Here is a 13,793-nt window from a genome sequence, read left to right as displayed (position 1 = left end):
ACTCCCGGAACGGAACAGGAGTTCCCGCAGTCACCCGATCGGGCAAAATGGCAGGGCCCTGCCACTCACCCGAGGAGACCCACCGCGTGACCAAGCCTCGTGGTTATGCCCTACTGTCCGCGATCATCACCTTGATCGCGGTCCTTTCCGTCTGCATATACGTCGGGGCCTCCGCCGGCGACGGAAGCCGGGGCGACGACGGGAAGAACTCCGCCGGCTCACGCTCCGGCGGCAACTCCGCCGCCCCCGCCTCGGCCGGCACCTGGGTGGGCGCCTGGGCCGCCGCCCCGGTCGGCGGCGAGACCGGCACGGAGCGGACCGGCATGGCGGGCCGCTCGGTGCGCAACCTCGTCCACACGAGCGCCGGCGGTACGGGCGCCCGGATCACCCTCTCCAACCTCTACGGCCGGTCCCCGCTCACCGTCACGCACGCCTCGATCGCCGTCGCCGTCGCCCACAACAGCTCCGCCGCGGCCGAGGGCACCATGCGACGGCTCACCTTCGGCGGCGCGACCTCGGTCACCGTCCCGGCCGGGCGGCAGACCCTCAGCGACGCCGTGCGCCTCCAAGTCCCCTCGGGCGCCGACCTGTTGGTCACCACCTACTCCCCCACCGCGTCGGGACCGGCCACCTACCACCCGTACGCGCGACAGATCTCCTTCCTCGCCGAGGGCGACCACGCCGAGGACGCGACCGGCACGCCGTACCGCGAACGCACCGCGGTCTGGCGCTACTTGACCGCGGTGGACGTGCTGAGCGACCAGGCGGACGGCACGGTCGTCGCGTTCGGCGACTCGATCACCGACGGGTCCACCTCGACGGAGAGCGCCAACCGCCGCTGGCCGGACGCCTTTTCGCAGCGGCTGCGCGCGGCCGTCGCCGCCGGGCAGGACGTGCCGCGCTACAGCGTCGTCAACGAGGGCATCAGCGGCAACCAGATACTCACGAGCCTCACCGGCCGCCCCGCCATGAACCAGAGCGGCCTCGCACGCTTCACCCGTGACGTCCTGGGCCGCCCGAACGTCAAGGTCGTCGTCGTCGACCTCGGCGTCAACGACGTCCTGCACGGCGCCGAGGCCGACCATGTCCTCACCGGCCTGCGCACCCTGGTCCGCCAGGCCCACGCCCGCGGCATCAAGGTCATCGGCGCGACCCTGATGCCCTTCGGCGACTACTTCCGGTACACGGCGGCCCGCGAGGCCGTACGCCAGCAGGTCAACGCGGCGATCAGGAAGGGCACGGTCTACGACGCCGTCGTCGACTTCGACAAGGCGCTCCGCGACCCGTACGCCCCGCGCAGGTTCGCCTCGGAGTACGACTCGGGCGACCATCTCCACCCCAGCGACCGGGGCTACCGGAAAATGGGCCGCACGATCGACCTGGCGGACCTCAAGGGCGCGGTCCCCGCCCAGCTGTGACCCGGCGAGTCAGTCCCAGTCCCGGTGCCTGCGCTCCCGCCGCTCCCGGTGCCGCTCACGTCGCTCCTCGTGCCGTTCCCTGCGCTCCTCGTGCCGGCGTCGCAGCGCGTCGCGGTGCTCGTCCATGGCCTCGCGGTGGGCGTCGTGCAGGCCCGACAGGGCGTCGCGGTGGGAGCCGTAGAGCTGCTTGGCGGACGAGCCGCGTTCCAGCTTCTCCTGGCGCCGCTCCTCCTTGAGCCGCTGGCGTTCCGCCCGGGTCACCTTGCGTTCCACGCCGACGCCGCCCCAGAAGGCGAAGCCCGTGAGGATCACGCGCGGGGCGCCCGGGTCGCCGCGCACGCCCTCCTGGCTCTGGTCGAAGGCGCCCATGATGCCGATGCCGCGGACGACGACCTCGACGCCCGGCGGCACGGTGACCTGGACTCCGCCCATGATCGCGATGCAGTTGATCTCGACCTCGCGGTCCGCGAAGTCCGCCTCGCGCAGGTCGATGTCGCCGCCGCCGAAGAAGGAGAAGCAGGTGAACCGCTTCGGGACCGTCCAACGGCCCTTGCGCTGGAATCCCGACAGGATGGCCACGGCGCCGGTCGAGGACCCCTCGCCGCCGACGATCCGCCCGGCCCAACTCCCGCTGTCCACCGGCTCCTTGACCATGTTCACCGGCGGCGGGGTGACCCCGGCGACCGGCAGGTCCCGGGTGATGGGGGCGAGTTCGCCGTACGTCCGCGCCTTGTAGGTCGCTTCCAGGCGCTCCTCGAACTCCTCCATGTCGAGGCGGCCCTCCGCGACGGCGTCGCGCAGTACCTCGGCGACTCGCTCACGGTCGGCGTCGGATGCGCGGAGCTCCGGGACTGCGTCGTCGGTCATACAGAGCAGCCTACGAGGTCACTCCGCGCAGGGCTATGAGCTCATTTCACGAAGGGCTACCGGGTCGCTTCACGCGGGGTCACGAGACCGCCGCCCCCGTCTCTCACGACACCGCTTTCTCCGCCTGTTCCGCGTACATCTTGGCGATGACCGCCTCGATGTCCGGCTCGCGTACCGACAGGTCCACCATCGGGTACTCCGCCGCGATCCGCGCGACCAGTGGAGCCGCCGACTCCGACGCCGGGAACGCCAGCCACTGCCTCGGGCCCTCCACCTTCACGACCCGCGCGTCCGGCACCTCGATCGGGGGCAACTCCCGTTCCAGGTCCACCACCAGGGTCCGCTCGCTCTCCCCCGCCTCGTGCAGCCCGGCGAGAGGGCCGTCGTACATCAGGCGCCCGTGGTCGATGACCATCACGCGCGAGCACAGCTGCTCGATGTCCTGGAGGTCGTGGGTGGTGAGGAGGACCGTGGTGCCCTGCTCGGCGTTCAAGTCCCGGAGGAACTCACGGACTTTGGCCTTGGAGATGACGTCGAGGCCGATGGTCGGTTCGTCGAGGTAGAGCACCTCGGGGTCGTGCAGCAGGGCCGCCGCGATGTCGCCGCGCATCCGCTGGCCGAGGGAGAGCTGTCGTACGGGGACGTCCAACAGGGCGCCCAGTTCGAGGAGTTCGACACAGCGGTCGAGGTTCTCGGCGTAACGGGCGTCGGGGATGCGGTACATGCGGTGCATCAGGTTGTACGAGTCGATCAGCGGGAGGTCCCACCAGAGGGTGGTCCGCTGGCCGAAGACCACGCCGATGCGGTGCGCGAGGCGGGTGCGTTCGCGCGACGGGTCGATGCCGGCGACCCGCAGCCGGCCGCCGGACGGGGTGAGGATGCCGGTCAGCATCTTGATGGTGGTCGACTTCCCGGCGCCGTTCGGACCGATGTAGCCGACCATCTCACCGCGGGCGACGCCGAAGGAGATCGAGTCGACGGCCCGCACCTGCCGCCGTTCCCGCTTCATGAACCCGGTCTTCTTGCGCACGTCGAAGACCTTCTCGACGCGGTCCAGCTCGATGAACGCCTGCTCTGTCACCCTCAACTCCCCGTGCTTCGGTACGACTTGAGCCCCGCCCGCCAGGCCAGCCCGGCCAGCGCGCAGAAGGCGAGTGCCACCAGCGGCGACGCGAACGCGGCCCCCGCCGGCAGATCCAGCGGGTACGGCCGCCCCAACACATAGGAGGCGGGCACCCAGTTGACGAAGGCGAGCGGCAGCATGAAGGTCACGCCCCGCACGAAGTCCTTGCCGAACACGGCCGGCGGATACGACAGCAGGGTGTTGCCGCCGTACGTGAACGCGTTCTGCACCTCGGCCGCGTCCTGCGCCAGGATCTGGAAGGCCGCGCCCGCCACGAACAGCGCCCCGAAGATCGCCGCGCCGCAGACCAGCATCATCGGCACCAACAGCAGCTTCCCGACAGTCCAGTTGACGTCGATGTGGAACAGCGCCCACCCCAGCACCAGGCCGCCCTGGGTGATCCGGCCCAGGCGGCGCAGCGCGAACCGGTCCGCGCCGATCTGCGCCAGCACCGGTGCCGGACGCACCAGCAGCGTGTCGAAGGAGCCGTCGCGGATGCGGGCGCCGAGCACGTCCATCGAGCCGAGGACCAGGTCGGAGATGCCGAACGCGGTCGCCGACAGGCCGTAGAGGAAGGCGACTTCGGGCAGGGACCAGCCGCCCAGCGAGTGGACCTGCGAGAACATCAGCAGGATCGTGACGAAGTCCAGGCCGGTCACCAGCAGGTTGCCGATCACGGTGATGACGAAGGACGCGCGGTAGGCCATGCTCGACCGGATCCACATCCCGGCGATCATCCCGTAGGCGCGCAACCCCTCGCGCCAGCGCGGGAGTTCCTCCGTCCGGTACTCGCTCCGGTGGGTCGTCTCAACCACCCTGCACCACCACCCTCCGCGTAGCCGCCGACTGCATCAGCCGCCCCGCCGTGAGCAGCACCACCGCCCAGGTCGCCTGGAAGGCGTACGCGTGGAGCGGATCGGTCTTCCCCATCAGCACGTCCGCGGGCATCTGGATCTGCGCCGCCCACGGCAGTGCCCGGACGACATCGCCGAGCACGCCCGGGAAGGCGTTCAGCGGGAGCACCATGCCCGAGCAGAAGATCCCCAGGATCATCATGGCCTGGTTGATGCCCGTGCCGTCCATCAGCCAGAACACACTCAGCGCCGCGAGATAGCGGATGCCGAAACTGACGAGGATCGCCAGCAGCAGCGACACCAGGAGAGCCGCCCAGGACGTCACGTCCGTGGGCAGCGCCATCGGGAAGAACAGCGAGCCGAACACGAACGGGATCACGCCCCGGCCCAGCAGCTGGAACAGCGCCCGCCCGAAGTCGCTTGCCAGCCACCACAGTTGGAGGTCGGCCGGCCGGTACAGGTCGACGGCGATGTCACCGGTACGGATCCGCTCCATCAGGTCCTTCTCGAACCCGCCGCCCTGGATCGCCAGCGTCGCGTACAGGCACTGCCCGAGCCACACGTACGTCACCGCCTGCGCCTGGTCGTACCCCCCGAGATGCGGCCGCTCGTCCCACAGCGCCAGATACGTGTAGACGAGGACGACACCGAAGACCGTGTTGGTGAACACCCCGGCGAGCGTCGCCGCCCGGTACGTCGCGTACCGCCTGAAACCCCCCGCCGCGACGGCCGCGTACAACCGCCCAGCGCCCACAGAAACCACCCTCCACCGCCTCTTGACACCGAAGCGCAGGAGCCTAGTCCGCAGGTGGTGACGCACGCCACGCATTTTCCGGGCAAGTGCGTGCCGATCGGCGGGAACGGAACGCATGGTGCGAGAGTCTTCGTCTGGGGGCGCAGAAGCGCACAAGGCCGTACAGGAACGTACGCGAGGGCGTAGGGGACCGTACGACGCGAAACAGGAGTCCGTGCACGACATGAGCGACCAGCCGCAGCCGCAGCAGCCGAACCAGGGCTGGGCACCGAGAGAGCCGGAAGCGGCCGCCGCACCCGAGGCGCCCGGGGCGCCCGGGGGCGGGAAGCCCAAGAAGCCGAAGCGGCCCAAGCGCACCGGATGGCGCCGGATCATCCCGACCTGGCGCATGACGCTCGCCGGGTTCATCGCGCTCGTCGCGCTGCTGATCGGCGCGTTCTACCTCGGCTACTCGATGGTCAAGATCCCGCCGGCCAACGCGCTCGCCACCAAGCAGTCCAACGTGTACCTGTACGCGGACGGCTCCCAACTGGCCCGCGACGGCGAGGTCAACCGGGAGAACGTCGGCCTCGCCCAGATCTCCGCGAACGCCCAGCACGCCGTACTGGCCGCCGAGGACCGGGACTTCTTCACCGAGTCCGCCGTCGACCCCAAGGCGATGGTCCGCGCCGCGTGGAACACCGCGACCGGCAAGGGCACCCAGTCCGGCTCGACGATCACCCAGCAGTACGTCAAGAACTACTACCTGGGCCAGGAACAGACCGTCACCCGCAAGGTGAAGGAGTTCTTCATCTCGATCAAGCTGGACCGCACGGAGTCCAAGGCCGAGATCCTGGAGGGCTACCTCAACACCAGCTACTTCGGCCGCAACGCCTACGGCATCCAGGCCGCCGCCCAGGCCTACTACGGCAAGGACGCCACCGAACTCGACGCCGGCCGCGGCGCCTACCTCGCCGCACTGCTGAACGCGCCGAGCGAGTACGACGTCGTGGCGCATCCCGAGAACAAGGCCGCGGCGGTGGCCCGTTGGAACTACGTGCTCGACGGCATGGTCAAGAAGGGCTGGCTCACCGAGTCCGCGCGCGCCGGCATGAAGTTCCCCATGCCGAAGGAGGCCACGGCCTCGACGAGCATGTCCGGGCAGCGGGGTTACATCGTCGGCGCGATCAAGGACTACCTCACCACCAACAAGATCGTCGACGCGGACACCCTCGAAGCGGGCGGCTACCGCATCACCACCACGCTCCAGAAGAGCAAGCAGGACGCCTTCGTGAAGGCCGTCAACGACCAAGTCATGTCCAAGCTCGACAAGAAGAGCCGCAAGGTCGACAACTACGTGCGCGCGGGCGGGGCTTCGGTCGACCCCAAGACCGGCAAGATCGTCGCGATGTACGGCGGCATCGACTACGTGAAGCAGTACACGAACGGCGCGACCCGCGGCGACTTCCAAGTGGGCTCCACCTTCAAGCCGTTCGTCCTCGCCTCGGCCATCCAGAACGACTCGCAGACCCAGGACGGCCAGACGATCACGCCGAACACCTACTACGACGGCACCAACAAGCGCCCCGTGGAAGGCTGGAACGGCGGCTCGTACGCCCCCGAGAACGAGGACGAGGCCTCGTACGGCGACATCACCGTCCGTACGGCGACGGACAAGTCCGTCAACTCGGTGTACGCGCAGATGGCGGTCGACGTGGGCCCCGACAAGGTGAAGCGGACGGCGATCGACCTCGGCATCCCGTCCGACACCCCGGACCTGACCGCCACCCCGTCCATCGCGCTCGGCCCGTCCACCGCGAGCGTCCTCGACATGGCGGAGGCGTACGCCACCCTCGCCAACCACGGTGAGCGGCACACCTACACGATGATCTCGAAGATCACCAAGGACGGCACGAGCGACATCAAGCTGCCGGCCGACAAGACGACCCGCGCGGTGAGCCGCGAGTCCGCCGACACCACGACCTCGGTCCTGCAGAGCGTCGTCGACAACGGCACGGCGACCGCGGCCCAGGGCGCCGACCGCCCGGCGGCCGGCAAGACCGGCACGGCGGAGGAGGACACGGCGGCCTGGTTCGCGGGCTACACCCCGGACCTGGCGACGGTCGTCTCGGTGATGGGCCAGGACCCGACCACCGCCGCCCACAAGTCGCTCTACGGCGCGATGGGCCTCCCCCGCGTCAACGGCGGCGGGGCGCCCGCCGAGATCTGGGCCCAGTTCACCAAGTCCGCCCTCAAGGGCACCGAGGCGAGCGACTTCGACCTCCAGCTCCAGGACGGCGCCGAGACGGTCGCACCCCCGAGCCTCCAGCCCACCCAGTCGGCGACGACGGGCAACCAGGACAACGGCGGCACGACCACCACCGGCGGCCCGGACACCCAGGGCCAGACGCAGGGCGGCACGACCGACGGGGGTACGACGACCACCGGCGGCGACACCACGACGACCGGCGGCACGACGGGCACCACGACCACGGGCGGCACGACGACGGACGGCGGCACGACCACCACCGACGGCGGCACGACGGGCACGACCACGGACGGCGGGACCACGACGACGGGTGGCACCACGGGCACCACGACGGACGGCACCACCGAGGGCACGTCGACCAGCGGGACGACGGCGGGCCCACAGAGCACGGGTCGCAAGAAAGAGTGACAGCCGGTTTTACGGGGGGGGTGACCGCCGGTCTCAGTGACCGGAGGTCGCCTTCAGCCCCACCACGGCGACCAGCAGCAGAGACACGAAGAAGATCCGGGCGGCGGTGACCGGCTCCCCCAGCACCACCATGCCGAGCACCGCCGCCCCCGCGGCACCGATCCCGACCCACACGCCGTAGGCGGTACCGATGGGCAGGGACTTCGCGGCGTACGACAGCAGCAGCATGCTGGCGACGATCCCGGCGCCGGTGAACACGCTGGGGACAAGCCGCGTGAAGCCGTCCGTGTACTTCATCCCGATCGACCAGCCGACTTCGAGCAGACCGGCGACGACGAGCAGAACCCAGGCCATGACAGGCACCTCCGAGACGTACGTACTGAACGGGGGTGCGTCGTCTTTCCGTGTCGCTGTCCCGGTACGGCGCGTCTCGTCGGGTTCCCCTCCAACGTAGCAAAGGGACGGCAAAAGGGGCTGGTGACGATGGTCACCAGCCCCTCAAGGTACGGGGTTACAGATACAGGCCGGTCGAGTCCTCGGACCCCTCGAACCGGTCGGCGGCCACGGCGTGCAGATCCCGCTCACGCATGAGGACGTAGGCGACCCCGCGCACCTCGACCTCGGCGCGGTCCTCGGGGTCGTACAGGACCCGGTCGCCGGGCTCCACGGTCCGCACGTTCTGACCCACCGCGACGACGTCGGCCCAGGCCAGCCGCCGCCCCACCGCGGCCGTCGCGGGAATCAGGATCCCGCCACCCGAACGCCGCTCGCCCTCGCTCTTGTCCTGCCGCACGAGCACACGGTCGTGCAGCATCCGGATGGGCAGCTTGTCGTGCTGGGTGCTCTGCTCGTCTCTCTTGGCGCTCACGCCCACGAACCTACCTGCCCAGGACCCGTCCGTACGCGGGCGGGTCACCCACGGTTTCAGCCCTTACGGCCACTGCGACGCCGGGACCCGAGGACGAACAGGCCCACGACGCCGACGGCGACCAGGGCTACAGGAACGATCCGCTCGACGCGCGGCGCACCCTCTTCGTCCACGAACCGACCCTTGACGTCACTCACGACCCGGTTGACGCCGACGTACGCCCTGCCGAGGGTGTGATCGATGCTCGACGCGACCTTGGCCTTCGCGTCGCCCACGATGGTCTTCGGGTGCACCCGCACCCCGATCTCGTCGAGGGTGTCGGCGAGGACATCGCGGCGACGCTTGATGTCCGCCTCGATCTGCGCCGGGGTTCTGGTGTCCGGCGTGTTCGACGTGTCCGTCACCGTACGGCCTCCGAAGTCTGCTGGTACTTGTGCCGGACAGTCTGTCAGCTCTCGCGCGGAGTGCACTGTCAGCACCCCCGGTTACGCTAGCGCGATGAGTGAACGACTCCAGCCCGGGGACGTTGCCCCCGCCTTCACGCTCCCCGACGCCGACGGCAACGAGGTCTCCCTCGCCGACCACAAGGGCCGCAAGGTCATCGTCTACTTCTACCCGGCGGCCCTGACCCCCGGCTGCACCAAGCAGGCCTGCGACTTCACGGACAACCTGGAACTGCTGACGGGCGCCGGCTACGACGTCATCGGCATCTCCCCCGACAAGCCGGAGAAGCTCGCCAAGTTCCGCGAGAAGGAGAACCTCAGGATCACCCTCCTCGCGGACCCCGACAAGAAGGCCCTCGACGCCTACGCGGCCTTCGGCGAGAAGAAGAACTACGGCAAGACCTACATGGGCGTGATCCGCTCCACGATCATCGTGGACGAGTCCGGCAAGGTCGAACACGCGCTGTACAACGTCCGCGCGACGGGCCACGTGGCGAAGATCATCAAGGACCTGGACATCTAGCCGACCAGGTCTCTATGCACCTCCGTACCTGAACGAGATCCACACATCGGGAGGCAGGTCGGCCGGCCCCGGCACCGGCCTGCGCTCCTCGCCCCACTCCCCCGGGGCGAGCTCGTCGCCAACCCGCCGCCAGAACGCCACGGCCCCCGGATTGGCGTCCTGAAAAGCGACCTCCCAACTCCCCGGATGCCGAGCGACGACATCCCGCACGGCCCCCATCCCGACCCCGGCCCGCCGGGCCCCGCGCACGACGAAGAAGCTGTTGAGGACGCGGGTAGCCGAACTGAGCCCCCGCACGAAGGCGAACCCGACGGGCCGCTCACCGCTCACGAAGAGATACGGCGCCCAGTCACCATCCGTGCCGCCGAACGCCGCATCCACCCGCTCGCTGCGGAACGTGCCGTCCGGGTTGGGCAGTTGAAGCTGCTCGCCCGTCCCGAACTCGGACATGTCATGCCGGAACATCAGCCAGAGCCGCTCGACGGTGGGACGGTCGGCGGGGGTGGCTGGTCGTACGTGTATGTGCGCTGCTGCCGCGAAAGAGGTCATGAAAAAAGCCTCCCGGGGTGGACAAGGGTCCGTTCCTGGAAGGCTTCAGCGACTTGCAGTCTACCAACCGCTTTACGTTTCGGGCGTGACTGTCCGATAAGCCTCTCGTTACTCCGTTCGAGGCCGCGAACGTGTGGTCGAGATCGGAGGGGAACGTGGCAGCCAGGTACACCCGCCAGTTACTGGAAGAGGCAGCTAGCCGCACGAGGCACATCGATGACGCGGTCCGATGGTGCGGGGGCAGTCCCACACCTGGCAGCAGGCGCTATCTGCGCCAGAAGATGGCCGAAGCTGACATCGACATCTCCCACTTCGCGACGAACCAGGTTCGCCATACCGAGGAGCGGCTTCGGGCGGCCGTGGCGACGTCGACCAGCGTCAAGGACGTCGTACGACACCTCGGGATCAGCCAGGTCGGTGGTAATCAGACCCACATCAGTCGCCGTATTGCCGCTCTCGAAATCGACACGAGCCACTTCGTGGCCGTACGACGAGGGCGTCCCAAAGGTTCGCTCGGGGGCGCTCTCTGTCTCCGCTCCGCAGAGGACGGAAGAGTGCCGGGTGACCGCCTGCGCCGCGCACTGCTCCAGACCGGCGTCGAGGAACGCTGCGCCATGTGCTGCACGGGGCCGGAGCGGAACGGTCTGCCGCTGAGGCTTGAGGTGGACCACATCAACGGCGACTGGTGGGACAACCGCCAGGAGAACCTCCAGTTGCTGTGCCCCAACTGCCATGCAGTGACGGACACTTACCGAGGCCGCAAGCGGAGGGCCCGGGGATGAGTTCCGCGAAATACACGCGCGACCGGCTCGCCCGTACCGCAGCCACCTCCGCGAGCCTCGTCGATCTGATGCGCAGACTGAACGCTCCGATGGGCAGCACGCCACGCAACTACCTGCGCGGAAGGCTTGAGCACTACGGGATCGACACCTCGCATTTCATCGACGAGCCGATGCCCGAACGAGAGCGGCGAAGCTACTCGAAGACGCTTCTGCAGGAGGCCGCGGCCTGTTCGGCCAGCATCCGGGAGATGTTGGAGTACATGGGCTTCGATCCGCGCGACAGCCCGTACGGCCACATCCGCAGGAAACTCGACCAGTTCGGGATCGACACCTCGCACTTCGTCAGCGGGCGCAGGTACAGCCCGGGAATCCTGTCGTACGAACGACTCGCTCCTGCTGTGGCTTCGTCCCGGAGTCTTGCGGGTGTCCTGAAGCTGCTCGGCATCGTCGACAACGGGGCAGCGCGTGAGCGCCTCAAGAGGAGCGTGGCCGCCCACAACCTGTCGATCAGTCATTTCGTCGGCCAGGGACACCGCCGTGGCGTTCCCGGCAAGGACCGTAAGTCCGCCGCCCAGATTCTGGTCCGGCTGGAATCGGGTTCGTCCCGTACCAAGACGGTGCAACTGAGACGGGCACTCGACGACGTGGGCGTCCCGCACATCTGTGAAGCCTGCGGTGTCGGTGACGTGTGGCAGGGAAAGCGGCTCGTTCTGGAGATCGACCACATCAACGGGGACCGGCTGGACAACCGGAAGGAGAACCTGCGGTACCTGTGCCCGTCCTGTCACAGCCAGACGAAGACCTTCGCGAATCGATCTCCGCGTACGCCCTCGCAGGAGCGCACAGTAGAGTAGGCCGCGCTGTGGGCCCGTACCCCAGCTGGCTAGAGGGCGCCGGTTTAGGTCCGGTGTGTCGTGGGTTCGAGTCCCACCGGGCCCATTTCGTGAAGGGCGCGCCGCCGACTCCGGAGCGCGCCCTTCCGCACTCAGCCCAACAACTCCCGAACCACCGGCACCAACGCCCGGAACGCCTTCCCCCGATGGCTGATCGCGTTCTTCTCGTCGGCCGTGAGTTCCGCGCAGGTCCGCGTGTCCCCCTCCGGCTGGAGGATCGGGTCGTAGCCGAAGCCGTTCGTGCCGGTCGGGGTGTGGCGCAGCCGTCCCCTCAACTGGCCCTCGACCACCCGCTCCGTGCCGTCCGGCAGAGCCAGGGCCGCCGCGCAGGCGAAGTGGGCGCCCCTGTGTTCGTCCGCGATGTCCGAGAGTTGGGCCAGGAGCAGGTTCAAGTTGGCCTGGTCGTCGCCGTGTTGGCCGGACCAGCGGGCCGAGAAGATGCCGGGGGCGCCGTTCAGGACGTCCACGCACAGGCCCGAGTCGTCGGCCACCGCAGGGAGGCCTGTTGCCTGGGCCAGGGCGTGGGCCTTGAGCAAGGCGTTCTCCGCGAACGTGATGCCCGTTTCCTTGACGTCGGGGATTTCCGGGTAGGACTCCGCGCCGACGAGGTCGTGGGGCAGGGCCGCGGCGGTGAGGATCGACCTCAGTTCGGTGATTTTGCCGGCGTTGCGGGTGGCGAGGATCAGGCGTGTCATGGCGTTCAGTATTCCAATCCTCGCCGGACGACTACGACGTGCAGACCTTCGTCAGTTCGCCCGCCGCGTCCGTGACCGGGCTGATGTCAGGTGTGTCGTCGCCGTTCTTGACCGCCGTACGGACGTTGTCGACCGCCTCGCTCAGGTCGTCGACCGCCTTGTTGACGTCCGCGTTGTCGGTCTTGTCGCCGATCTTGTCGAGGTCCTTCTCGATGGAGTTGAGGGACTGGTCGGTCTGGGTGGGGTCGTCGGCCGCGTTCTCCACCGCCTGTTGGAGGCCGGTGACGCTGTCGGCGATGGTGTCGGCGGTCTGGACGCAGTCGATGGCCTTGTCGACGGCGTCGCAGCCGGTGGCAAGGCCGGCGGTCAGGCTGATCGCCGCGACGGTGGCGGCTATGGCGATACGGCGGCGACTGCTGTGGCTTCGTCGGCTTGCGGCGGCCATGGTTCGGTTTCCTCCCCGTGGGGCGGGCCTCGGCGGCCACTCCCCGTTTCCGTTCCGTATGCGTAGGGACGCGGGGGCGGGCCGCCGGGTTGCCCCCGCAGCCCGCCTCTCTTGGTACGACCTTGGTGCGCCCTTTACCTGACCGCCCAAGCCTCTTACTTCTCCAGCGCGGCCTCAAGTGCCTTTTGCTGTACGGCGGTCAGCTCGTCGCAGCCGGCGACGGCGAGGTCGAGGAGGGCGTTGAGTTCGTCGCGCGCGAAGGGCTCGGCCTCGGCGGTGCCCTGGACCTCGACGAAGCGGCCGTCGCCGGTGCAGACGACGTTCATGTCGGTCTCGGCGCGGACGTCCTCCTCGTAGCAGAGGTCCAGGAGCGGGACTCCGCCGACGATGCCGACCGATACGGCGCTGACCGTGCCGGTGAGCGGCTGGCGGCCGGCCTTGATCAGCTTCTTGCCCTGGGCCCAGGTCACGGCGTCCGCCAGCGCCACGTACGCGCCGGTGATGGCCGCCGTACGGGTGCCGCCGTCGGCCTGGAGGACGTCGCAGTCGAGGACGATGGTGTTCTCGCCGAGGGCCTTGTAGTCGATGACCGCGCGGAGCGAGCGGCCGATGAGGCGGCTGATCTCGTGGGTGCGGCCGCCGATCTTGCCGCGGACGGACTCGCGGTCGCCGCGGGTGTTGGTGGCGCGGGGCAGCATGGAGTACTCCGCGGTGACCCAGCCCTCGCCGCTGCCCTTGCGCCAGCGGGGGACGCCCTCGGTGACCGAGGCGGTGCAGAAGACCTTCGTGTCGCCGAAGGAGACGAGGACGGAGCCCTCGGCGTGCTTGCTCCAGCCACGTTCGATGGTGACGGGGCGGAGCTGTTCGGGGGTGCGGCCGTCGATTCGAGACATGGCGAAGAGCCTAGTGGTACATGAGGAAGG

At 68.9% G+C, this 13,793-nt stretch carries 16 protein-coding genes, 1 tRNA gene and 1 riboswitch; of the genes, 6 read left to right on the top strand and 11 right to left on the bottom strand.

Annotation, left to right across the window (positions count from 1 at the left end):
* The first annotated feature begins 86 nt into the window (after positions 1-86).
* Positions 87-1,418 carry an SGNH/GDSL hydrolase family protein gene (locus OG714_RS31280; protein WP_406125983.1) on the top strand — a complete coding sequence of 444 codons (1,332 nt, stop codon included), beginning with the start codon at positions 87-89 and terminating at the stop codon, positions 1,416-1,418.
* A gap of 9 nt (positions 1,419-1,427) precedes the next feature.
* Here OG714_RS31280 and OG714_RS31275 read toward each other — a convergent pair whose 3' ends face one another.
* The 4 genes from OG714_RS31275 to OG714_RS31260 all read right to left on the bottom strand — a co-directional run bounded on the left by OG714_RS31275 (position 1,428) and on the right by OG714_RS31260 (position 5,016).
* Positions 1,428-2,285, bottom strand: coding sequence for a DUF1707 domain-containing protein (locus OG714_RS31275; protein ID WP_406125982.1), 858 nt, complete (start codon positions 2,283-2,285; stop codon positions 1,428-1,430).
* A 103-nt stretch (positions 2,286-2,388) separates the two neighbouring features.
* The gene (locus tag OG714_RS31270) at positions 2,389-3,366 is read right to left on the bottom strand and encodes an ATP-binding cassette domain-containing protein (RefSeq protein WP_406125980.1); all 978 of its coding nucleotides are present in this window, start codon (positions 3,364-3,366) and stop codon (positions 2,389-2,391) included.
* A 2-nt stretch (positions 3,367-3,368) separates the two neighbouring features.
* On the bottom strand, positions 3,369-4,145 hold the full coding sequence (locus tag OG714_RS31265) for an ABC transporter permease (protein WP_406132026.1): 777 nt from the start codon (positions 4,143-4,145) through the stop codon (positions 3,369-3,371).
* 70 nt (positions 4,146-4,215) lie between these two features.
* Positions 4,216-5,016, bottom strand: coding sequence for an ABC transporter permease (locus tag OG714_RS31260; RefSeq protein WP_406125978.1), 801 nt, complete (start codon positions 5,014-5,016; stop codon positions 4,216-4,218).
* A gap of 223 nt (positions 5,017-5,239) precedes the next feature.
* Here OG714_RS31260 and OG714_RS31255 point away from each other — a divergent pair, with 223 nt between their 5' ends.
* A complete protein-coding gene (locus tag OG714_RS31255) occupies positions 5,240-7,672 on the top strand; it encodes a transglycosylase domain-containing protein (protein ID WP_406125976.1) in 2,433 nt (810 codons plus the stop codon).
* A gap of 33 nt (positions 7,673-7,705) precedes the next feature.
* Here the strand turns inward: OG714_RS31255 and OG714_RS31250 are convergent, their stop codons facing one another.
* The 3 genes from OG714_RS31250 to OG714_RS31240 all read right to left on the bottom strand — a co-directional run bounded on the left by OG714_RS31250 (position 7,706) and on the right by OG714_RS31240 (position 8,944).
* Positions 7,706-8,026: a DMT family transporter gene (locus OG714_RS31250; RefSeq protein WP_405948283.1), complete on the bottom strand. Its 321-nt coding sequence runs from the start codon at positions 8,024-8,026 to the stop codon at positions 7,706-7,708.
* Positions 8,027-8,060: 34 nt separating this feature from the next.
* A riboswitch (guanidine-III (ykkC-III) riboswitch) is annotated at positions 8,061-8,138 on the bottom strand.
* A 45-nt stretch (positions 8,139-8,183) separates the two neighbouring features.
* Complete coding sequence (locus tag OG714_RS31245; RefSeq protein ID WP_026150372.1) at positions 8,184-8,540, bottom strand: co-chaperone GroES; 357 nt, start codon at positions 8,538-8,540, stop codon at positions 8,184-8,186.
* A gap of 56 nt (positions 8,541-8,596) precedes the next feature.
* Complete coding sequence (locus OG714_RS31240; RefSeq protein ID WP_406125973.1) at positions 8,597-8,944, bottom strand: DUF3618 domain-containing protein; 348 nt, start codon at positions 8,942-8,944, stop codon at positions 8,597-8,599.
* Positions 8,945-9,038: 94 nt separating this feature from the next.
* Here OG714_RS31240 and bcp point away from each other — a divergent pair, with 94 nt between their 5' ends.
* Complete coding sequence (bcp, locus tag OG714_RS31235; RefSeq protein WP_406125971.1) at positions 9,039-9,506, top strand: thioredoxin-dependent thiol peroxidase; 468 nt, start codon at positions 9,039-9,041, stop codon at positions 9,504-9,506.
* 12 nt (positions 9,507-9,518) lie between these two features.
* On the opposite strand, the gene OG714_RS31230 is transcribed toward bcp, so the two are convergent.
* A complete protein-coding gene (locus tag OG714_RS31230) occupies positions 9,519-10,055 on the bottom strand; it encodes a GNAT family N-acetyltransferase (RefSeq protein WP_406125969.1) in 537 nt (178 codons plus the stop codon).
* 155 nt (positions 10,056-10,210) lie between these two features.
* Between OG714_RS31230 and OG714_RS31225 the strand changes: the two genes are divergently transcribed.
* From OG714_RS31225 to OG714_RS31215, 3 genes are all read left to right on the top strand, one after another.
* Positions 10,211-10,837 (top strand): HNH endonuclease signature motif containing protein, encoded by a 627-nt coding sequence (locus OG714_RS31225; RefSeq protein WP_406125967.1) that lies wholly within the window; start codon positions 10,211-10,213, stop codon positions 10,835-10,837.
* The gene (locus tag OG714_RS31220; RefSeq protein WP_406125965.1) at positions 10,834-11,691 is read left to right on the top strand and encodes an HNH endonuclease signature motif containing protein; all 858 of its coding nucleotides are present in this window, start codon (positions 10,834-10,836) and stop codon (positions 11,689-11,691) included. The genes OG714_RS31225 and OG714_RS31220 overlap by 4 nt, the downstream gene beginning before the upstream one ends.
* 10 nt (positions 11,692-11,701) lie before the next feature.
* Positions 11,702-11,776: transfer RNA gene (locus OG714_RS31215), tRNA-Leu, on the top strand.
* Between the two features lie 46 nt (positions 11,777-11,822).
* Here the strand turns inward: OG714_RS31215 and rdgB are convergent.
* From rdgB to rph, 3 genes are all read right to left on the bottom strand, one after another.
* Positions 11,823-12,425, bottom strand: a complete 603-nt coding sequence (rdgB, locus tag OG714_RS31210) for an RdgB/HAM1 family non-canonical purine NTP pyrophosphatase (RefSeq protein ID WP_406125964.1) — start codon at positions 12,423-12,425, stop codon at positions 11,823-11,825.
* A gap of 31 nt (positions 12,426-12,456) precedes the next feature.
* Complete coding sequence (locus OG714_RS31205; RefSeq protein ID WP_406125963.1) at positions 12,457-12,870, bottom strand: hypothetical protein; 414 nt, start codon at positions 12,868-12,870, stop codon at positions 12,457-12,459.
* Positions 12,871-13,025: 155 nt separating this feature from the next.
* Complete coding sequence (rph, locus tag OG714_RS31200) at positions 13,026-13,763, bottom strand: ribonuclease PH (protein WP_406125961.1); 738 nt, start codon at positions 13,761-13,763, stop codon at positions 13,026-13,028.
* Between the last annotated feature and the right edge of the window lie 30 nt (positions 13,764-13,793).

Source organism: Streptomyces sp. NBC_00989 (assembly GCF_045162655.1).
GTDB lineage: Bacteria > Actinomycetota > Actinomycetes > Streptomycetales > Streptomycetaceae > Streptomyces.
This window is presented reverse-complemented; position numbering and strand designations above follow the sequence as displayed.